Raw genomic sequence first — 19081 nt, 5'->3', positions numbered from 1 at the left:
GCGGTTGGCCGTGGGATACGGTTCCGAAAGCTGTCGCACGGTGATCTAGCATTCACGCCGCAATTTCCGTAAGGGCTGCCGCGTTTTCGATATTGCAACCCGGCGCGCAAATCGCACCCAACCCCAAACTACCAAGGCCGCATAGGTCGGCATCGAAATCAATCGATCGGCCACCAAGCCACGGTATACACCAGCTTGGGCTTGCTCCATAGCGAACAAGTCTTCACTCAGCCCGCCCTCGCCGAAGGACGCTTTGAAGGTGGTTGTCAGTGGAATCGGCAAGTACCTGCAGAATTCGCCTGCCATCAAAATACGCAACCAAAGGTCATAGTCCTCACACAGGCGTCTCGAAGGATCGAAACGCTGTTGAAGCGAAGCCTTCACAATGACGGAGGGCGTTGGCAACTGATTGCGAAAAAGTAGCTGTCCTATCCTGAGTGGTCTAGCCAGATGCTCAACGTCCACATTGGCGTCGCACATAAAGAATGTGTTGATTGAAATCGGATGCCCCGATATTGAAGCACCGTGGGGACCAAGCATGAGCGGCATCTGCAGCGCAATCTTCTCGTGGTGCCAGGCATCGTCCGCATCAAGAAATGCGATAAATGGCTGGGAAGCGGCTTCCCATCCGCGATTGCGAGCTCCTGATGGGCCACCGTTCGAATCTAACCTGATCACCTTGACAAGATCGCCATATTCAACCTCAAGAGCAGAGAGAAGTACTTCGGTATCTTCGTCATCACTAGCGTCGTCGACCACAATCACCTCCCGTGGGCGATTGGTTTGAGCAAAGACCGATTTAACGGCACGGCGCAATGTAGTGGCATTGCGAAAGCAGGGAATCACTGCAGTCACCGGCGACGTATCGCCCGTCTGAACCGGGCCGCTCGCCTTCACTGAGTCCCCTCGAAGTAAATCGCACGAGCCCGAGCGGCATACTCGGCTGGGGCAAGCGCCACAGTCGAGCGACTTCCAGATAAGAGCGCAGTGATCTTAATGAGCGCAGACGACTGGCTGGGGAAGGCGCCAGCGCGCAGCGCTGCGAGCTGGCCGATGTCATCGCAAAAGTCGCGGCATTTCTGATGGTATTCCAACAATACGAATGGCACGGAGTTCATATATGCACAGATGGCAGCATGAAGCCGCACGGCGATGAGAGCGTCCAAAGAACCGAGAAGATTCCAGATGAATGAAACGTCGTTGTCGGCATACCTAATGAGAGACACCGCGACATTCGCCGCGGTCAGCTCTCGGGCCGCGAGCTGAGAGAGTTCGTCGTCCCCGAACTCGACGTTGCTGTTCAAGGAGATCACGAACACGTGGTCAATTACATCGGGTGACCTCGTTAGCGCTAGAGCTTCGACCGTGGCCGAAATCAGATCCTTCAACTCCCTGATGGTGAACCCGGGGAAGTTGCACAGGGCAATGCCGACCCGTCGGATCCCGGGAACTCGAGGTACCTTGACGTCGGGAGACACATAAAGTGCAGCGAGATCCCCGCCTAGCGTCACTTTTGCGGGTGAGACCAGTTCCCGCCCATTCATAAGGGATGAGTTGTCCCGCACCACTATTCTGTCGAATCTATTTGCAAAGACGGAGATCGCAGAACGGTCGACGTCAGCTGCAAAAGGACCGATCGAAACGCCAAGTGCGCGGAACGACGTGTTGCATAGAACTGCGAGCCGGTTCTGAACAGACCACACCCCCTTGACGCTTGAAAGCACGGATCCGCCGCCAAGGACTATGAGATCAGCCCTCACGACAGTGTTCAAGCCAACTGCGAGGCGAACGGCTGATCCAAGAGGACTGTTCGAAGAGAACAACTGGGCCCTTAACGACTCTAAGTACGTGCCCTTTGCCTTCCCACGGGCAAAGTCACCCACAATCTTGACGTCAAGGCCGGGGAGCAGATGGCTCGCGTAGTTTCGGATAACCTCGCAGAATAGGTCATCGCCAAAGTTTGCCATCCCGTAGTACCCAACAATGTGAGCGCGCTGTCTTCTGGGCATATGAGATTCCTTGGTCATGTCGCATTCTCGATGGGACTTCGCCTCGGGCCTCGGGGCGCCAGAACGACAGCAGCTGCCGTGATTCCAAGCACGCCTCTAAAGGTTGTGCCAGCGAGAACGAGCAGACCAGCCGTCGTCAGGGAAAAGCCCTCAGTCTGCGAAACGCCAATCCCCACCGTCGCCAGAAGCGATACGAGCCCAATTGCGAACTGGACGGTGTAAAGGTTTCGGGTCAGAAGAACGGCGCCGGACACATATGTCAAGGGAAGAAGGGCAAGCGCTACGGCGATCGGCCAAACCTCCCCCGCGGTCAAAGTGAATTCAGCTCCGTACAGGAGCTCAATTAAGGGGGCGCCTGCAAATAGCACGGCGGTGCCGCTCAGGATCCCGCACCAGGCTAGCGGCCAGCCGATTCGAACAGCGTATCTGAGCAGCCCCGTCTTGCCGTGCGAAATGAACGAAGCGACAAAGGAGTGGAGGGTAGATTGCTGCACCGACGCGTAGAAGAGATTCGCAAAGACTAGGAAGTATGCGAGCACCGCGAAGGACCCCACCTGGTCAATTCCCGCGGTGAGCCCGAGGAAGTAAAACGGAACATATGTGAGCAAGGACACCGATGCGAAGGCAAGACCGGACGGAAGGCCAGCATGCAAGATCCCTCGATAGGATCCACCAGTTGAAATTCCCGGTGTGCTGGCTCCGGGCCGACGTCGAAGCACTGGGACAAATACGGCTCCAGCCACAGCAACGGACGCAAGAAGCGAGCCCAGGAGTGATAGCTCGATGCTTCGAGTTGCCCAATACGCGCTCACACCGACTAGGACCGTCAGAAACGAATTGGCAATCGAACTTGTCGCAATTGATGCGAGTCGCCCTTCTTTTTGGAGTGCAGCGTATGATAAATCCGCTACTGAGTCCGCGGCCTTGATGAGTGCGAGCAGGAGGACTAATTCCATGCTCACGAAGCTCCAGCCCGAAATGGCCACGGCGACCCCCAGCGCGAACATGGTTGAGACGCTCCGCACGAGAACGTAGCTGGTGAACGCAATCTCCCGATGAAGAGTCACGTACACGTTGCGTAGGGACATCTCGGACGCAATGAAGATCGGGGTGACAATGGCTAGTGCCAGTGAAAATTCACCGACGGCAGACGAACCGCCCAGCAGCGCATAACACCAGACTAGGATCCACTGCGAAGCGGCGCGCGCGATATTGGAGACCAGAACCAGGAGCGCCGGCCAGTTCTTCAACCATGCACGATCAAGCACCTGGACGTCCTTCCGAGGCTCTTGGTCGTTTGCGGCCGTTGACTTTTACTTCCCGTCGAGGATGATGCGCACAGGCGAAGCAAACGACTTACGAATCCTATCGCAGGCGAATGTAGCTCTCGGGGCTCCAGACGAGTCGCTGCCTGAGCCGCATTTATCGATTCGCATCCGTGAAAGTATGTACACACCGATACGCCAATTCGGCCAAATCTTCTTACCAGTTGCGACACGAAGGGCAATCTTGCTTGCGTACTTCGCGGTGACTGCCGTAGCGGGTGTCTTCGCTGGACTCTCTAGCGTGATCGCTGCGACTAAGTCGAAACTAACCAGGCCCGGCGTCAACGGCGAAGGTTTGCGCGCGTCGCGCTGGACAGTCTTTGATGTGCTGGCGCTGAGCGCCTTAATTTCGTTCTCTGCATTCCGCTTTGAAGTCGGCACCGACTATGCGATCTACGCACTGAACTATTCGCAAATTCAACCTGAGTTTTGGCAATACTATCTTGAGCGGTCCAGCCTGGACTGGGGGTATACGCAACTGACAATTGCGCTTCGCGCCCTGTCTGATTTTCCCTACCTTATCTTCTGGGTGACGTCCGCAGTCACGATTCTGCCCGTCTATGTCGTGATCAAGAAGCAGAGCCTGCATCCCGCCTTCGCCTTGCTCCTTTACATTCTGCTCGCTTTCTACCTCGCCCCTTTGAACGCGATCCGCCAGGGCATGGCCGTAGGTCTAAATTTTTGGGCAAGTACGTTCCTAGAAAAGCGCCCCTGGGTATTCGTGGCTTTGAATGTGGTCGCCTCGACATTGCACCTTTCGGCCGCTGTCGCTGCGGTCGTCCAGATAGCGGTGAGGAAGTGGAAGCCGCGAACCGGAGGCGTATTGGTCGCATTATTCTCCGCTTTCGTGGTGGTGTTGCTGATGTCTTTTCCTCCCGTCCGACAGGTTCTTGCGTCCATCATTCCTCGGTACGAGATTTATCTGGTGCCCAACGCCGTGGGGCTCGGCACCTACTTGACCATCATGTTCAAGCTCGGGATCCTCCTGTACACGCTGCACCTGCTCCGTCGGCAGCCCGCCGAGTATGTGGCAATGGTTACGGTGGGCCTTATCTTCCTCATTATTGGCACGCAGTACCTGGTGGTTGCTCGAATGGAGATGTACTTTGGAATTTTCCTCGTGCTCGCGCTGCCGAATGCGTTGGCCCTGACGCGTGACATAAGTGACCGCGGGAAAAATCTGCATGTCGCGGCCGTTTTGATCTTGGCGGCCGCGTACTTCTTCGCGTACCTGCAGAACTATGCCGGCCTGATCCCGTATCGGACTTATCTGTAGTCACTCTGTGGTCACGCGCGGATCGAACAGCGGTGCCTCGGGGCACGATCAAGTCATCGAGAACGCAAGAAATGCACCTACCCCGGCGGCGATCGCAGCGAATGCAAGCAGCCCGTACTGAAGCACAATCGTGCTTCGCCCGCGCTTGAGGAAGTGGCTGTGGCCTCGTTGCTCCGGGCGGATTCTCGACACGTGCCACAGCCTAGAGTGCGCCCCCTCCTCTCAAAGCGAGTTATGGTCACCCAAGCTGCCCCAGAACAGGGGTAGACCGAATCGCCGTGTTGCAGTGGCGCGGAAACCCTCCATGGTTGAATGATCGGATGCCTGCCGCCGCGACTCCAAGAGCCCACGCACGGCGATCGCGCGCGGGCATCCATCGTCGCTGGTGGTTCTGGACACTCATTGTCGTCGTTCTGCTCGGTGTTGCGGCAGCCGGTGCGTTCGCGATCGCCACCCGTGCTCTCGAAGCGAAGTCCGAGCTCGAGGCGGCCCAGGCCCTCGTGCCGCAGCTCAAGACCGAGGCGGTCGCCCTCGACATCGAGAGCGCCACCGCCACGTTCGAGACAATTACGGGCCACACAGGACGCGCCGTCGATGCCACCGGTGGCGCGATCTGGCGTGTCGGGGAGTTCGTGCCGATTCTGGGCAAAAACCTCACGGCAGTGCGCGAACTCGCAGTCGTCACCGACGACGTCATGACGGATGTCGCGGCACCGCTCATCGGCGTCGCGGGCAGCATCGATCCGGCCTCTTTCGCGCCCAAGGACGGCGCTATCGACTTGCAGCCGCTCGTGGACGCCGTGCCAGCGGTCAAAGAGGCGACCGCTGGCGTGACGGCGGTGATCGATGTGCTCGACGCGATCGACACCGACGGCACGCTGTCGCAGGTCTCCGGCGCGAAAGACCAGCTCGCCGTGCTGCTCGATGATCTCGGCCCCACCCTCGAGACGCTCAATACGGTGCTGCCGCTGCTGCCGCCTGCCCTCGGCTCAGAGGAGCCACGCACCTACGCGCTCATGTTCCAGAACCCGGCCGAGGCTCGGTCTCTCGGCGGCACTGCACTGTCGTTCGCGCTGATCCGAGTTGACAACGGCCGCATCGAGCTGGTCGAGACCCGTCCCGCCGGTTTCTCCAACTTTGACCGCTACCCGGAGGGTGTCATTCCCGTTCCGGACGGCGCCGCCGAGGTCTACCCCGACTTCATCGGCACCTTCATAGCCAACGCGACCACCCGCCCCAGCTTCACGACCGCCGCGCAGATCACCCAAGAGACGTGGAAGCGCCAGTTCGGCTCCCCGGTCGACGGCGTGCTGTCGGTCGACCCCGTCGCACTCGGATACATCCTCCGCGCGACCGACCCGATCACCCTCTCCACCGGCGACATCCTCACGAGCGAATCCCTCGTTCCGTTCCTGCTCAATGACGTCTACCAGCGCTTTGATTCGGGTAACGCAAGAAGGGACAACATCGCCCAGGACCTGGTCTACGCCGAGGCGGTCGACGCGACCTTCGGCCGGATCACGGGAGGCCCGCTCGACCCCAACCTGCTCATCGAGGCGCTGGTGCAGGGGTGGGACGAACGGCGGCTTCTCTACTGGAGCGCGAACGAGGCAGAGCAGGCGCAGCTTGCCGAGATCGGACTCAACGGGGAGATCCCCATCAGCGACGCCGAGACCGAGCGCGTCGGCGTCTACTTCCACGACAACGTCGGCTCGAAGGTCAACTTCTATCTGAAGCAGGCGGTGCGCCTGAGTGCCGCGAGCTGCGCGGACGACGGGCTGCAGAGCAACCGCGTCTCGGTCGACCTCACCAATTCGCTCGACCCGTCGATCGTCGACTCCCGCACCGTCTCGGTGCTCGGCAACTGGAAAGCCGAAGGCGTGCAGAAGGGGGCCCAGCGCATCTGGAGCCTGCTCTACGCGCCCCCCGGGGCGCAGATCACCGGCGCGACGATCGGCGGATCAGCCGTTCCGCTCGACGACCTGCACGACGCCGAGTTCCCCGTCGGCAAGCTCACCGTGACCGTGCCGCCCGGCGAGACCGTCACGGTGACCTACGACTTCGTGTCGCCGCAGGCCGGCGAGAAGACCCTGGAGGCGCAGGTGACTCCGATGGTGAACGCCACCGCGATTTCGACCGAGGCTCTCGACTGCGCCACGGTCGCGGCTCCGTAGCAGACTCGGGGCCGCGCCCGCGCCGTTCCCGGATTTTCCTCACCGACACCGACCGGCGATCGTGGCCTTCATGCTTGAATGACTTCGTGACCGCGACCGACCCGACCTCGCCGCCGCCGGAGCCCGCGCCCGCCACGGCAACTCGGCGCCGCAGCATCCTGCGCCGGTGGTGGTTCTGGGTGATCGTGGTCGTCGCGCTGGTCGTGGTCGCGGCAGCATCCGCCGCCTACATCGGCACGCGCGCCCTCGAGGCCAAGACCGAACTCGAGTCGGCACAGGCGCTGCTGCCCCAGTTGCAGAGCGAGGCGACCGCGCTCGACCTCGGGGCGGCCGAGGCCACGCTTGACACGGTCATCGGCCACACCAACCGCGCCGCCGACCTCACCGACGGGGCGCTGTGGCGAGTGGCCGAGGCGTTTCCCGTGCTGGGCAAGAACCTCACCGCCGTCCGGGAGCTTGCGGCCGTCTCCGACCAGGTGATGACGGATGTCGCCGCCCCGCTCGTCGGCGTCGCCGGCAGCATCGACCCGGCATCCTTCACCCCCGTCGAACAGGTCGTCGACCTCGAGCCGCTCATCGCGGCCGTTCCCGCGGTCGAGGAGGCGACTGTCGCCGTGGGGCGCGCCGTCGATGCGGTCGATGCCATCGACACCGAGGGCACGATCGCGCCGATCGGCGAGGCGCGGGACAAGCTCGCTGCCCTGCTCGCCGAGCTCGCGCCGACGCTCAAGACGCTCAATGCGGTCGTGCCGATGCTGCCCCCCGCGCTCGGCTCCGAGGGCCCGCGCAACTACGTGCTCATGTTCCAGAACCCCGCAGAATCGCGCGCCCTGGGTGGCACGGCCCTGTCGTTCGCGGTGATCACTGTTGACAACGGCGCGATCGACCTGCTGCCGGCCGTGCCGACCTCGCGGGCGGGGTTTCCCACCTACCCGGAGTCCATCGTTCCGCTGCCCGACGGCGTCGACGAGATCTACCCCGGCTATCTCGGAACCTTTATCGCCAACGCGACGACCCGGCCGAGCTTTGGCACCGCGGCGGCGATCACCCAGGAGAACTGGAGGCGCTCGTTCGGCATGGAGATCGACGGGGTGCTGTCGGCCGACCCGGTCGCGCTCGGCTACGTGATGCAGGCAACCGACCCGATTCCCCTGTCCAACGGCGACGTGCTCACAGGCGACAGCACCGTCACGGTGCTGCTCAACAGCGTGTATCGATGGTTCAACTCAGGAGACACCGCCCTTGACAACATCTCTCAGGATGCCGTCTACGCCGAGGCCGTCGAGAAGACGTTTGACCAGCTGACGAGCGGGCAGGTCGACCCGAAGGTTCTCGTCGAGGCGCTCCTGCAGGGTTGGGAGGAGCGGCGGCTGTTGTTCTGGAGCACGAACCCGGAGGAGCAGACGCAACTCGAGGCGAACGGCCTCACCGGCGAGCTGCCGGTCAGCGACAACGAGACCGATCGTGTTGGCGTCTACTTTCACGACAACGTGGGCTCGAAACTCAATTACTACCTGCAGCAGAGCGTGGCGCTCGGCACGGCGAGCTGCCGCGACGACGGCCGGCAGAGCAACCGGGTGACGGTCGAGCTGACCAATACCGTCAATCCCGCGGATGCCGCGACTCTCTCGCCCTCCATCGTGGGCACCTGGGAGCGCGAGGGTGTGCCCCGCGCCGCCCAGCGCCTGTGGGTGGTGCTCTACGCGCCGCCCGGAGCGAGCATCACGGGGGCGACAATCAACGGCGCCCCCGCCGCGATCGCCGACCTGCACGACACCGACTACCCGGTCGCGAAGCTTGTCGTGCTCGCGCGGCCAGGGGAGACCGTGACTCTCACCTATGACTTCGTCTCGGCAGAGCCCGGGGAGAAGGCGCTCGAGGCGCAGGTGACCCCGCTCGTGAACCCCACCGTGATTGTGACCAATCAGCTCGACTGCGCCACCGTCGCCGGCGATTGACCGCCGACAGGGGCGGAGTAGGGTGAGCGCCACACGCCCGGTTCACGCCGACAAGGAGCCCCAGTGACCACCACCCCCGAGACCCGCGTCGCACCGACTGCCGACGTCGCACCGACCGCCGAGATCGGGGCGGGCAGCTCGATTTGGCATCTCGCCCAGGTGCGGGAGCATGCCGTGCTCGGCGCCACCTGCGTGATCGGCCGCGGCGCCTACGTCGGCCCGGGCGTTGTGCTCGGCGACAACTGCAAGGTGCAGAACTACGCGCTCGTCTACGAGCCGGCCGTGCTTGGCCACGGGGTCTTCATCGGCCCGGCAGTGGTGCTGACCAACGACACCTACCCTCGGGCGGTCAACCCCGACGGTTCACTCAAGAACGCCCACGACTGGGAGGCCGTCGGAGTGACGATTGGCGACGGGGCGGCGATCGGCGCGCGCGCGGTGTGCATCGCGCCGGTCAGCATCGGAAAGTGGGCGACCGTCGCGGCCGGAGCGGTCGTAACGAAGGACGTGCCCGACTTCGCGCTCGTGGTCGGGGTGCCCGCCCGTCAGGTCGGCTGGGTAGGGAGGGCCGGCGTGCCGCTGGAGCCCGAGGGCGACGGATGGCTGTGCCCCAGCACAGGCGACCGCTTCGAGTTCGTCGACGGCGTCATGACCGAGGTCGCGGGCGACTGAGACGCGCTGCGCGTCATGTTCGCCGAGAGTGCCTGTGGGCGCCGAGTGTGCTCGCAGGAACGGGCACTTTCGGCGACAGTGGGCACGTTCGGCGCTGATTGCGGCCGAGTGTGCCTGCGCGAACGGATGCTCTGGGAGGGAAGGGGCGCCGGCGCGGGCCGAGGCTCTCGTGGGCTGCCGCTCGGTGTGCCCATTCGGCGAGTGTGCCCGTTGCCGCCGAGTGTGCCTGCAGGAACGGGTGCTCTCGGCGCGAGCGGGCACGTTCGGCGCGGGGGAGCGGCGAGTTGGCGGGAGGGGTGTCGCGGCGATCAGATCAGCGGGAGGATCGCGGACGCGGACGGTCAGATCAGCGCGAGCATCGCGGCCGCGGCGAGGGCGAGCACGAGACCGATGCCCTGCGTCGGGGTGATGCGTTCCTTGAGCAGGACCGCCGCGAGGATGATCGTGCCCGCCGGGTACATCGCCGTGAGCACGGCCATGATGCTGAGGTCGCCCGCGCGCAGGCCGAGCAAGATCAGCACGTTCGCCGTTGCGTCGAGGGTGCCGCCCACGATCGCGAGCCGGAGCCCGGGGGACCAGTGGGCGAGGCGTCCCGGGGTGCTGGCGGGAGTGGTGGGGCTCTGGCCCGCAGCATCCACCCGCACCGCAGCATCCGCCCGCCTCGTCCGCCGCGACGCGAGGAGGGCGAGCACGCCGATCGTCGCGAACATGAGCGTCGCGTTCACGGTGCGGTTGGCGATGAGCGGGACGACGCCGGAGTCGCTCGGAGTGAGGTCGATCACGATGAGAAAGACGCCGATCAGGGCGCCGGCCCCGACCGCCATCCCGAGCGCCTTGGCTGAGGGGCGCACGGCCTTACGGTCGGGCACGAACCCGACGAGGACGACCGCGAGCAGGGCGAGGCCGAGCGCGAGGTATCCGAGTGGGGGGAGGCGGTCGCCGCGCAGCACCCCGGCGGTGAGCGGAACCATCGCCGAGATCACCGCGGTGAGCGGGGAGAGGATGCTCATCGGCCCGATCGCGAGGCAGGCGTAGAGCAGCGAGATGGCCAGCGCCCCCGAGATGCCGGAGAGAGCGCCGAGCGTGACGGCCTGCACCGACCAGGTTCCGCCGGTGAGGGGGAGCAGCAGCAGGAGCAGGACGAGTCCGCTCGCGGCGCCGATTGCCGTCACCTTGAGCGCGCTGATGCGCTTGGCCGCGATTCCCCCGAAGAAGTCGGCGGCCCCGTAGACGAGGGCGCCGGTCAGGCCGAGGAGTACTGAAAACAAGGGCAGCCAATCGAGGGGGTCACAGACACGCTACTGGTTAACGCCTGATGACATTTCCCCTGGGTCGTAGCGAATGCCGCAAGCTGAGGTTAGTGTCAAATAACGACCCCCATCAGGGGGTGATCCAACGACGGTTATCCCCCCACAAGGAGTCCTCGCCATGCACGACAGCCTGCCCTCGGCCACCACGATCGCGCTCTCGACGCGGCCACGATCTCGCCGGGGGGTTGTCGCCTCGGCGGTCGTCCTGACGGTCGGTCTCTCCGCCTTCGCGGCGCCGCCCGCAGTGGCCGTCGATCACGCCCCGGTGAGCATCGACGTGCTCACCACGAACGACTTCCACGGTCGCCTCGAGGCCAACCGCTCGGTCGCGGGGGCGGCCGTCCTCGGCGGGCTCGTGAACGCCTTCGAGGCGAACAATCCGAACACCCTGCTCGTCGGTGCCGGCGACCTCATCGGGGCCTCGACGTTCACGTCGTTCATCCAGGACGACCAGCCGACGATCGACGCGCTCAACGAGATCGGGCTCGACACCTCCGCGCTCGGCAACCACGAGTTCGATCGCGGTCGCGCCGACCTCGACGACCGGGTCATTCCGGCGGCCGACTGGGACTACCTCAGCGCGAACATCTACGAAACGGGCACCACCACCCCCGCCTACCAGGAGTACTCGATCGAGACGTTCGAGGGCGTGCGCGTCGGCTTCATCGGCGCGACCACCGAGGACCTCCCGTCGCTCGTGAGCCCGACCGGCATCGCGAGCCTCGCCGTGGGCCCGGTCGTCCCCGCGGTCAACCGCGTCGCCGACCGCCTCAGCGACGGCGACGAGACCAACGGCGAAGCCGACGTGCTCATCATGCTCGTGCACGAGGGTGCCGCCACCACGAACATCTCCTCGGCCACCGACGACTCGGACTTCGGCCGTCTCGTCTCGGGTGTGAACGCCAACGTCGACGCGATCGTCTCGGCGCACACCCACCTGGCCTATAACCACCAGATTCCGATCGCTGGAACCGACCGCATCCGCCCGGTCATCTCCGCCGGGCAGTACGGCGAGCAGTACGGCGCCATGAACCTGCAGGTCGACCCCACCTCGAAGGAGCTGCTCAGTATCACGTCCGAGGTGAAGTCGCTCGCCGGAGCCTTCCTGCCCGACCCCGAGGTCGCTGCGATCGTTTCGGATGCCGTCGAGGTCGCGAGCGTGCTGGGATCGGTCAAGGTCGGCGACATCACCGCCGACTTCAACCGTGCCCGCCGGACTGACGGTCAGGAGAACCGCGGCGGCGAGTCGACGCTCAGCAACTTCGTCGCCGACGTTCAGCTGTGGGCCACGCAGTCGGCATCCGCCGAGATCGCCCTGATGAACCCGGGCGGGCTCCGCGCCAACCTCACCTACGCGGCCGACCCCGCCACGGCCGGCGACGCGGACGGGCTCGTGACGTTCTCGGAGGCGGCCGGCGTGCAGCCGTTCGCCAACACGCTCGTCGCCATGGACCTCACGAGCGAGCAGCTCAAGGCGGTCCTCGAGGAGCAGTGGCAGCCCGCCGGTTCGGGCCGGCCGTTCCTGAAGCTCGGCCTGTCGGAGTCGCTGACCTACGCCTACGATCCCACCGCCGCGGCGGGCTCGCACATCACCGCCATGTACGTGAATGGTGTGCTCGTGCAGCCCGGCGAGTCGTACCGGGTCACGGTGAACTCGTTCCTCGCCGGCGGCGGAGACAACTTCTTCACCCTGGCCTCGGGCACGAACCGCGCCGACACCGGCAGGATCGACCTGCAGAGCATGGTCGACTACTTCGTGGCCTTCCCGGTCAACTCCCCGCCGCTCGAGCAGCGCGCCGTCGGCGTGAAGTTCTCGCCGGCCGATGCCGACGGCTACAACGCCGGCGAAATGGTCACCATCGACCTGTCGTCGCTGCTCTTCAGCGCCGGCGAGGCGAACCGGGGAACCGCAGTCGTCTCGCTCGGCGACACGGTGCTTGGCAGCGCGCCGATCGACCCGACGATCATCGACACGACGGACGAGGTCGGCCGCGCATCCATCGTGATGACGGTTCCCGAGGGCGTGTTCGGGCCCCAGGTGTTGACGGTGTCGGTGCCCGAGACGGGAACGTCCGTGTCGGTGCCATTCACCTTCGCCGACGAACCGATCACCGCGCTGAAGGACCCGAAAATCGCGGGCAACGTGAGGGTCGGCTTCACGGTCAGGGCCGTCGGCGCGAAGTTCGATGTCACGGATGCCGAGGTGTCGTACCAGTGGAACCGTGACGGTGTCGCGATCGACGGGGCGACGGACGTGCGCTACACCCTCACCGCCGCCGATGCGGGCACATCGCTCACGGTCACCGCGACGGCGTCAGCGGAAGGCTACGCCGACGGTACGGCGACCTCACACGCGAAGCTCGTGAAGGGCGCGAAGGGCAAGCACGGCACCCGGTAGCAGCTGCTGATCGCGGCCGGCTGCGCATGATCGCGGCCGGCTGCGCCTGCCGGGCATCCTGTGCGCAACTCAGGCGGAATTGCAGGGGCTGCCCGCGGCGGCCCGCGTTTCCGGGAGCGGATGCTGGCGCCCGGCCGATTCACCGCAGTTGTGAACGCCTGTGGTGCCCCGCGCCACGGCCGCAGGACTCAGCCGATGCTGCTGACCTTCACTGAGATCTCGGTGGCCTCGTCGCCCTGCTGCTCGAGGTACGCGGCGACGGCATCGTGCACCCGGCGGCAGACCTCGGATGCCGATTCGTCTTCGCTCACGCCGATGCTCACGCGCACCTCGGTGCCGCCCTTCGGTTCCTTGGCGGCCGCGGGATCCGGGTCGGACCCGCGCCCGGTCACGAAGTCCACGACCTTGTCGAGCACCGGCGTGCCGCCCTTCGGCTCCTTGACGACGACGGGATTCGTGTCGGACTCGCGTCCGGTCACGAAGTCCACGACCTTGTCGAGCACGCGCCCCATCGTGGACGCCGCGTCGTAGACGATCCGCACGCCGGGCGTCGACTGCACGAGCTCGGTGAGGTCGGTGGAAATGGTTTCGGTGTCGGTCATCTGCTACTCCGTCGGGGCGAGTGATGCCGTGGCATCCTCGATGGCGACATCGATCGTCGCGATATTGAGCTCGGTGTGGCGCTCGAGTTCGGCGCGAACCGCGCGGCGAACATCCTCCTCGGCATCCGCGAGGCTGTCGGCCCAGAAGGCATTCGCCTCGACGAGCACGACGATCGGCTCTCCCAGAACGGTGACGTCGCCCTCGAGACGGCAGCGTCCCGTGACGATACCGCCCACCGAGTCGCCGGCGGCGCGGATCATGCCGCGCACCGCACCCTCGCTGACGCTGAGCCGCGCGTTGGGGGAGTCATGCGTGATCGGGATGTCGCGACCCGCGTGCACCTCGCGCGTGAGGTTGGCGAGTATCGACGCGACCCAGCTGTCGTCGCGCTCGGGCTCGGCGAGGGCATCCCGGTCGAGAATCGTGCTGGTCAGTCCGCGCAGCCGCTCGAGCGCGGCAAGGGCGATCTGGCAGCCGGGGGAGTTGTCGATCGACTCGTCGCTCGGGGTGCGGTCGCGGTCGAGGTAGTCGTTGAGCTCCTCGATGGTGTGGCCGTCCAGGCCCTCGGGCTCGTCGCCGGAGAAGTCGGCAGGCTCGGCGGAATTGCTCGTCATCGCCACGCCTCCATTTCTCGAGTGAGTGCCTTGCGCGCCCGGGCCAGAAGGCCGCGCACGGTGGAGGTCGGCAGGTCGAGTTGCTCGGCTATTTCCTCGTAACTGTAGTCGGCGATCTCCTTGAGAGTCCAACACTGGCGCTGCAGCTCGGGAAGCGCGGCGAGGGCCTGCGAGAGCGCCTCCTCCTGCGAGCGGGACTCGGCCAGGTGCGCCGGGGACTGCTCGATGGGTGCCTGCGGGTCGTGGTCGTCGATGTCGCCGTGCTCGCGCCTGACCCGCAGCCGGTCGATGCTCTTGTTGCTGACGATGCGCATCATCCAGCTCTTCACGGCGCGGCCGTCGTCGAGGCTCGACAGCTGCTGCCAGGCCGTCACGAAGGCATCCTGAACGACGTCGTCGGACTCGGCATTCGACCCGAGGATGCGGGTGGAATAGGCGCGCATGAGCGGGCCGTACCGGCGCACGAGCACCTCGAAGGCGCGCACGTCGCCGTCGGAGGCGCGGCCGGCGAGGGTGCGGTCGTCGGCGTCGGAGAGAGAGGCCGGAGCGTGTTCAGACGCGACGGTGACCACCTCTTCTCTTTTTCAACAAATTTTTGCCTCGCGCGTGACGAAATGGCCCCCGGCACCGTCTTAGTCAATGACTATCTCATAACCATCGCGTAGCGTGCCTGTTGAAGACACTCTCCCCAAGACCCCGGGAGCCCCGACGATGGTAGCGACCGCAGCAATTCGAACTACTGCGATTCGTGACGCACACCAGAGGACTCCTGTGAACAAGCGCCGCTCCACCTATCGTGAGCTTGCCGTACGCGAGACGCGCACCATGCGGTCGATGTGGGACGACCTCCTCGCGCGGCTCCCCCACTCTTCCCCTGCGGTGAGTTCACCCGCGGGGGCAGCACTTCCCGAGCGATCCCGCCACTCTTCCCCTGCGTCGATTACCCGCGCAGGGGCAGCCCCTCTCGAGCCGCCGACGCCGCCGGTGCAGCCGGAGCACGACCGCTTGATGCTCGCTGTGGCGGTGATCGCCGTCGCCGTCACGGTGCTCGCTCTCGCCGCCCTGGTGGGCACCGAGATTCTGCTCCGTGCCCTCGGCCGCACGTCGTTCATCTCGGAATTCGTCGGCTCGCCCACCGCGAACCCTGGCTACATCTACAGCCTGATCCTCATCGCGATCGCGGTGCTCGGCGCAAGCCTCGGCACGGCGTTCCTGATCGTCAGCGCGATCGTCGGGATGCGCCTCGAGCGCCGGCAGGGGATCGTGCTCGGCACGGACGCGGACGCCTCCGGTGCCCAACAGACTCACCACCGCGAGGAAACCATCCGACCGGTATTCCCCCAACAGAATCACTGAAGAAGGAGATGACAATGGGTATCGATGACAAGGCTCAGAACACGGGCGAGAAGATGATGGGCAAGGCCAAGGAGACGGCGGGCAAGCTCACCGACAACGAGCGTTTGGAAGCTGAGGGCCGGGCCGACCAGGCCAAGGGCAGCGCCAAGCAGGCCGGCGAAAACGTCAAGGACATCTTCAAGAAGTAGCCCCCCACAACTTGACGTCCCCGCCGACTGGGCTCGGCGGGGACGTCATTCACCACTGATACTTACCACTGAGCACGCGGCTCGGGGCGAAGGAGAACCTCATGATGGGCAAGATCCTCTTTGTGGCAGGTGCTGCCACCGGGTACGTGCTGGGCTCCAGAGCCGGGCGAGAGACCTACGAGAAGCTGAAGGTCAGGGCGGACAAGTTCTGGAACAGCGACAAGGTGCAGAGCGGCATCAGGGGCACCCGGTCGCGCGTCGCCGAGAAGCCCGGCGACTGATCACTTTCATTATTCAGGAGTGGTGGGGACTGAAGTGGGCGGATGCTGCAGAATCGACTGATTCGGCAGCATCCGCCCTTTCATAATTCAGGACTGGTTGGGGCTGGAGTGATGGATGTTACTTCCTGTGGCGTCAGGAGGCAGCATCCGCAGCGATTCCCGCTTTCATCTCCTGAATAATGAAAGCAGCCGCCGGCAGCCCACTCCTGAATGATGAAAGCAGCAGGCGGAATATCTGGGGACCGTGCAGCGCTGGTGGTTAGGGTAAGTACGACTGCCCTCAACGAAGAACGGAACGCGCACACATGGCCGGACGCATCTACTCCAACGTCACTGAACTAGTCGGAAACACGCCCCTTGTGCGCATCAACCGACTGGCCGAGGGAGTCGGAGCCACGATTCTCGCGAAGCTCGAGTTCTACAACCCCGCCGGAAGCGTCAAGGACCGCATCGGGGTTGCGATCATCGACGCCGCCGAGAAGTCCGGCGAGCTGAAGCCCGGCGGCACCATCGTCGAGGGCACGAGCGGCAACACGGGAATCGCGCTCGCCATGGCCGGCGCCGCCCGCGGCTACAAGGTGATCATGACCATGCCCGAGACGATGAGCAAGGAACGGCGCGTGATTCTGCGCGCGTTCGGCGCCGAGATCGTGCTCACCCCCGGATCCGAGGGGATGCGCGGAGCGATCGAGAAGGCGCAAGAGATCGTCGCGAACACCCCGAACTCCATCTGGGCCCGCCAGTTCGACAACGAGGCGAACCCGCAGATCCACCGCGAGACCACCGCGGAAGAGGTCTGGAACGACACCGACGGCGCCGTCGACATCTTCGTCGCGGGCATCGGCACCGGCGGCACCATCACGGGTGTCGGTCAGGTGCTCAAGGAGCGCAAGCCCGGCGTGCAGATCGTCGGCGTCGAGCCGATCGACTCGCCCCTGCTGACCCAGGGCAAGGCCGGGCCGCACAAGATCCAGGGCATCGGAGCCAACTTCGTGCCGTCGATCCTCGACAAGAACGCCTACGACGAGATCATCGACGTCACTCTGGACGACTCGCTCGACATCGCCCGCCGCCTCGCCACAGAGGAGGGCATCTTCACCGGGATCTCCTCCGGCGCGATCATCTGGGCCGCCCTCGAGCTGGCGAAGCGCCCGGAGAACGCCGGCAAGACCATCGTTGCGATCATCTGCGACACGGGCGAGCGCTACCTGTCCAGCGTGCTGTTCGAACACCTCCAGGACTGACATTGAGCTACCTGGCCGGGGTGCGTCGGCGCTTGCGTGCGGCGTTCGGCCTCGGCCCGCGGATGACCGAGGACATCGCCGCCGCCCGGCTGCGTGACCCGGCCGCGCGCAGCAACGCCGAGGTGTTCTGGCTCTACCCGGGCGTGCACGCCGTCTGGTGGTACCGGCTTGCTAACAAGCTGTGGCGGCGGCGCTTCTTCTTCGTCGCCCGCGCGATCTCCCAGGCCGCGCGCGCCGCGACGGGCGTGGAGATCCACCCCGGCGCGACGATCGGGCGCCGCCTGTTCATCGACCACGGCATGGGCGTCGTGATCGGCGAGACGGCGGTGCTCGGCGACGACGTCATGCTGTACCACGGGGTCACCCTCGGCGGACGCAGCACGAAGCAGGAGAAGCGGCATCCGACCCTCGGCAACGGCGTGCTCGTCGGGGCCGGCGCGGTGATCCTCGGGCCCATCACGATCGGCGAGGGAAGCAGCGTGGGCGCCGGCGCGGTGGTCGTGCGCGACGCCCCCGCACGCTCGGTGCTCACCGGCATGCCCGCGAAGGCCGTGCCGGTCGATGCGCCGGATGCTGCCAGCGATGACTTCTACATCGACCCGGCGATCTATATCTGAGGTTGATCCCGTTGTCAGGGGAGTGTGTCTAGGCTCGTCCCGTGGACTATGCCTATCACCGCCTCACCCGCTCGTGGCCGAAGTACACGTGGTGGAAGCCGCTGATCACCGCGCTCATCGGCGGGGCGATCTTCGTGCTGCTGTCGCTCGTTGTCGCGGTCGCCTTCATGGTGGGGTCCTACCTCGCCCCGGATGTCTTCGGCGGCTTCGACGACGTGCTCTCCCTCGGCGAGATCGACCTGTCCGATCCGGTCACCTTCGCGTTCGCGGTCGGCTCGATCGCCCTGCTGCTGCCGTCGGTCATCCTCGCGACGCTGATCATGGGACCGCGGCCGCTCGGCCTGCTCTCGTCGGTGGCCGGACGCCTCCGCTGGGGCTGGCTCGCGCGCTGCATCCCGCTCGCCCTCCTCGTCTACGGCGCCGTCTTCGGGCTCTCCTTCCTCGTCATCGACCCCCTCACCGGGGCGGAACCACTCGCTCCGGTCGTCACCTCGACGACGTGGGTGCTCATCGTGCTCGCACTCGTGTTGACCCCGCTGCAGGCGACGGCGGAGGAGTACGTGTTCCGCGGGTACCTCATGCAGACGATCGGCGGATGGCTGAAGCATCCGGCCTGGGCGATCCTGCTGCCTGTCCCGCTGTTCGTGTTCGGCCACAACTACGACGTGTGGGGAATGCTGGACGTCGCCATCTTCGCCGTCACCGCGGCCTGGCTGACTTGGCGCACCGGCGGACTCGAGGCGGCGATCGTGGCGCACGTGATCAACAACACGACGCTGTTCGTTCTCGGCGCGTTCGGGCTGACCGACCTCAACGCCGACTCCGGCAGCCCGATCGGGCTGCTCGTGACGGTCGTCATCATGGTCGCCTACTCGGCGCTCGTGGTGCGGGCGGCGAACCGCAGCGGACTCGTCACGACGCGCACGGTGCTGCCGCCGGAACCGGCGCCGGTGCCCGCCACTGGCGATGCTGTCTGGCCGCAGGTGGAGGAGCCCGCTCGAGATTGAGCTGGTTGAGCAGGGAGGGCCTGGCTGTCGGCGGGGCCTCGTAAACTTG

The 19081-nt window shown here is 65.1% G+C and carries 18 protein-coding genes; 11 read left to right on the top strand and 7 right to left on the bottom strand.

The window, feature by feature from the left end:
• Positions 1-45: 45 nt before the first annotated feature.
• Genes ABIB15_RS12120 through ABIB15_RS12110 form a run of 3 tightly spaced genes read right to left on the bottom strand, consistent with a single transcriptional unit; the run spans position 46 to position 3277 of the window.
• A complete protein-coding gene (locus ABIB15_RS12120) occupies positions 46-897 on the bottom strand; it encodes a glycosyltransferase family 2 protein (RefSeq protein WP_354478871.1) in 852 nt (283 codons plus the stop codon).
• Positions 894-2027 carry a polysaccharide pyruvyl transferase family protein gene (locus tag ABIB15_RS12115; protein ID WP_354478868.1) on the bottom strand — a complete coding sequence of 378 codons (1134 nt, stop codon included), beginning with the start codon at positions 2025-2027 and terminating at the stop codon, positions 894-896. The genes ABIB15_RS12120 and ABIB15_RS12115 overlap by 4 nt, the downstream gene beginning before the upstream one ends.
• Positions 2024-3277 carry a lipopolysaccharide biosynthesis protein gene (locus ABIB15_RS12110; RefSeq protein ID WP_354478865.1) on the bottom strand — a complete coding sequence of 418 codons (1254 nt, stop codon included), beginning with the start codon at positions 3275-3277 and terminating at the stop codon, positions 2024-2026. The genes ABIB15_RS12115 and ABIB15_RS12110 overlap by 4 nt, the downstream gene beginning before the upstream one ends.
• A gap of 298 nt (positions 3278-3575) precedes the next feature.
• Here ABIB15_RS12110 and ABIB15_RS12105 point away from each other — a divergent pair, with 298 nt between their 5' ends.
• The 4 genes from ABIB15_RS12105 to ABIB15_RS12090 all read left to right on the top strand — a co-directional run bounded on the left by ABIB15_RS12105 (position 3576) and on the right by ABIB15_RS12090 (position 9414).
• Positions 3576-4610, top strand: coding sequence for an EpsG family protein (locus tag ABIB15_RS12105; RefSeq protein WP_354478857.1), 1035 nt, complete (start codon positions 3576-3578; stop codon positions 4608-4610).
• Positions 4611-4930: 320 nt separating this feature from the next.
• Positions 4931-6784, top strand: a complete 1854-nt coding sequence (locus tag ABIB15_RS12100) for a DUF4012 domain-containing protein (protein WP_354478851.1) — start codon at positions 4931-4933, stop codon at positions 6782-6784.
• Positions 6785-6858: 74 nt separating this feature from the next.
• A complete protein-coding gene (locus tag ABIB15_RS12095; protein WP_354478848.1) occupies positions 6859-8742 on the top strand; it encodes a DUF4012 domain-containing protein in 1884 nt (627 codons plus the stop codon).
• A 63-nt stretch (positions 8743-8805) separates the two neighbouring features.
• Positions 8806-9414: an acyltransferase gene (locus ABIB15_RS12090; protein WP_354478845.1), complete on the top strand. Its 609-nt coding sequence runs from the start codon at positions 8806-8808 to the stop codon at positions 9412-9414.
• 341 nt (positions 9415-9755) lie between these two features.
• On the opposite strand, the gene ABIB15_RS12085 is transcribed toward ABIB15_RS12090, so the two are convergent.
• A complete protein-coding gene (locus ABIB15_RS12085) occupies positions 9756-10682 on the bottom strand; it encodes an EamA family transporter (RefSeq protein WP_354478842.1) in 927 nt (308 codons plus the stop codon).
• Positions 10683-10842: 160 nt separating this feature from the next.
• On the opposite strand from ABIB15_RS12085, the gene ABIB15_RS12080 reads away from it, so the two are divergent.
• On the top strand, positions 10843-13122 hold the full coding sequence (locus ABIB15_RS12080; protein WP_354478839.1) for a 5'-nucleotidase C-terminal domain-containing protein: 2280 nt from the start codon (positions 10843-10845) through the stop codon (positions 13120-13122).
• A 188-nt stretch (positions 13123-13310) separates the two neighbouring features.
• On the opposite strand, the gene ABIB15_RS12075 is transcribed toward ABIB15_RS12080, so the two are convergent.
• Genes ABIB15_RS12075 through ABIB15_RS12065 form a run of 3 tightly spaced genes read right to left on the bottom strand, consistent with a single transcriptional unit; the run spans position 13311 to position 14911 of the window.
• Positions 13311-13724, bottom strand: a complete 414-nt coding sequence (locus tag ABIB15_RS12075; protein WP_354478836.1) for a hypothetical protein — start codon at positions 13722-13724, stop codon at positions 13311-13313.
• Positions 13725-13727: 3 nt separating this feature from the next.
• Positions 13728-14339 (bottom strand): hypothetical protein, encoded by a 612-nt coding sequence (locus ABIB15_RS12070; protein ID WP_354478833.1) that lies wholly within the window; start codon positions 14337-14339, stop codon positions 13728-13730.
• Entirely contained in the window at positions 14336-14911 is a 576-nt protein-coding gene (locus ABIB15_RS12065) for an RNA polymerase sigma factor (protein WP_354478830.1), read from the bottom strand. The genes ABIB15_RS12070 and ABIB15_RS12065 overlap by 4 nt, the downstream gene beginning before the upstream one ends.
• A 433-nt stretch (positions 14912-15344) precedes the next feature.
• Between ABIB15_RS12065 and ABIB15_RS12060 the strand changes: the two genes are divergently transcribed.
• The 6 genes from ABIB15_RS12060 to ABIB15_RS12035 all read left to right on the top strand — a co-directional run bounded on the left by ABIB15_RS12060 (position 15345) and on the right by ABIB15_RS12035 (position 19032).
• Entirely contained in the window at positions 15345-15695 is a 351-nt protein-coding gene (locus ABIB15_RS12060; protein WP_354478828.1) for a hypothetical protein, read from the top strand.
• Positions 15696-15709: 14 nt separating this feature from the next.
• Positions 15710-15883 (top strand): CsbD family protein, encoded by a 174-nt coding sequence (locus tag ABIB15_RS12055; protein WP_354478825.1) that lies wholly within the window; start codon positions 15710-15712, stop codon positions 15881-15883.
• A gap of 101 nt (positions 15884-15984) precedes the next feature.
• A complete protein-coding gene (locus ABIB15_RS12050; RefSeq protein WP_354478822.1) occupies positions 15985-16164 on the top strand; it encodes a YtxH domain-containing protein in 180 nt (59 codons plus the stop codon).
• A gap of 305 nt (positions 16165-16469) precedes the next feature.
• A complete protein-coding gene (gene cysK, locus ABIB15_RS12045; RefSeq protein ID WP_354478819.1) occupies positions 16470-17408 on the top strand; it encodes a cysteine synthase A in 939 nt (312 codons plus the stop codon).
• A gap of 62 nt (positions 17409-17470) precedes the next feature.
• Positions 17471-18025 (top strand): serine O-acetyltransferase EpsC, encoded by a 555-nt coding sequence (gene epsC, locus ABIB15_RS12040; protein WP_354479023.1) that lies wholly within the window; start codon positions 17471-17473, stop codon positions 18023-18025.
• Between the two features lie 41 nt (positions 18026-18066).
• Positions 18067-19032, top strand: coding sequence for a CPBP family intramembrane glutamic endopeptidase (locus ABIB15_RS12035; RefSeq protein ID WP_354478816.1), 966 nt, complete (start codon positions 18067-18069; stop codon positions 19030-19032).
• The last annotated feature ends 49 nt before the right edge of the window (positions 19033-19081 follow it).

The organism is Marisediminicola sp. UYEF4 (assembly GCF_040546025.1).
GTDB lineage: Bacteria > Actinomycetota > Actinomycetes > Actinomycetales > Microbacteriaceae > Marisediminicola.
The sequence above is the reverse complement of the archived record's forward strand: the minus strand, read 5'-3'. Positions and strand labels throughout refer to the sequence as shown.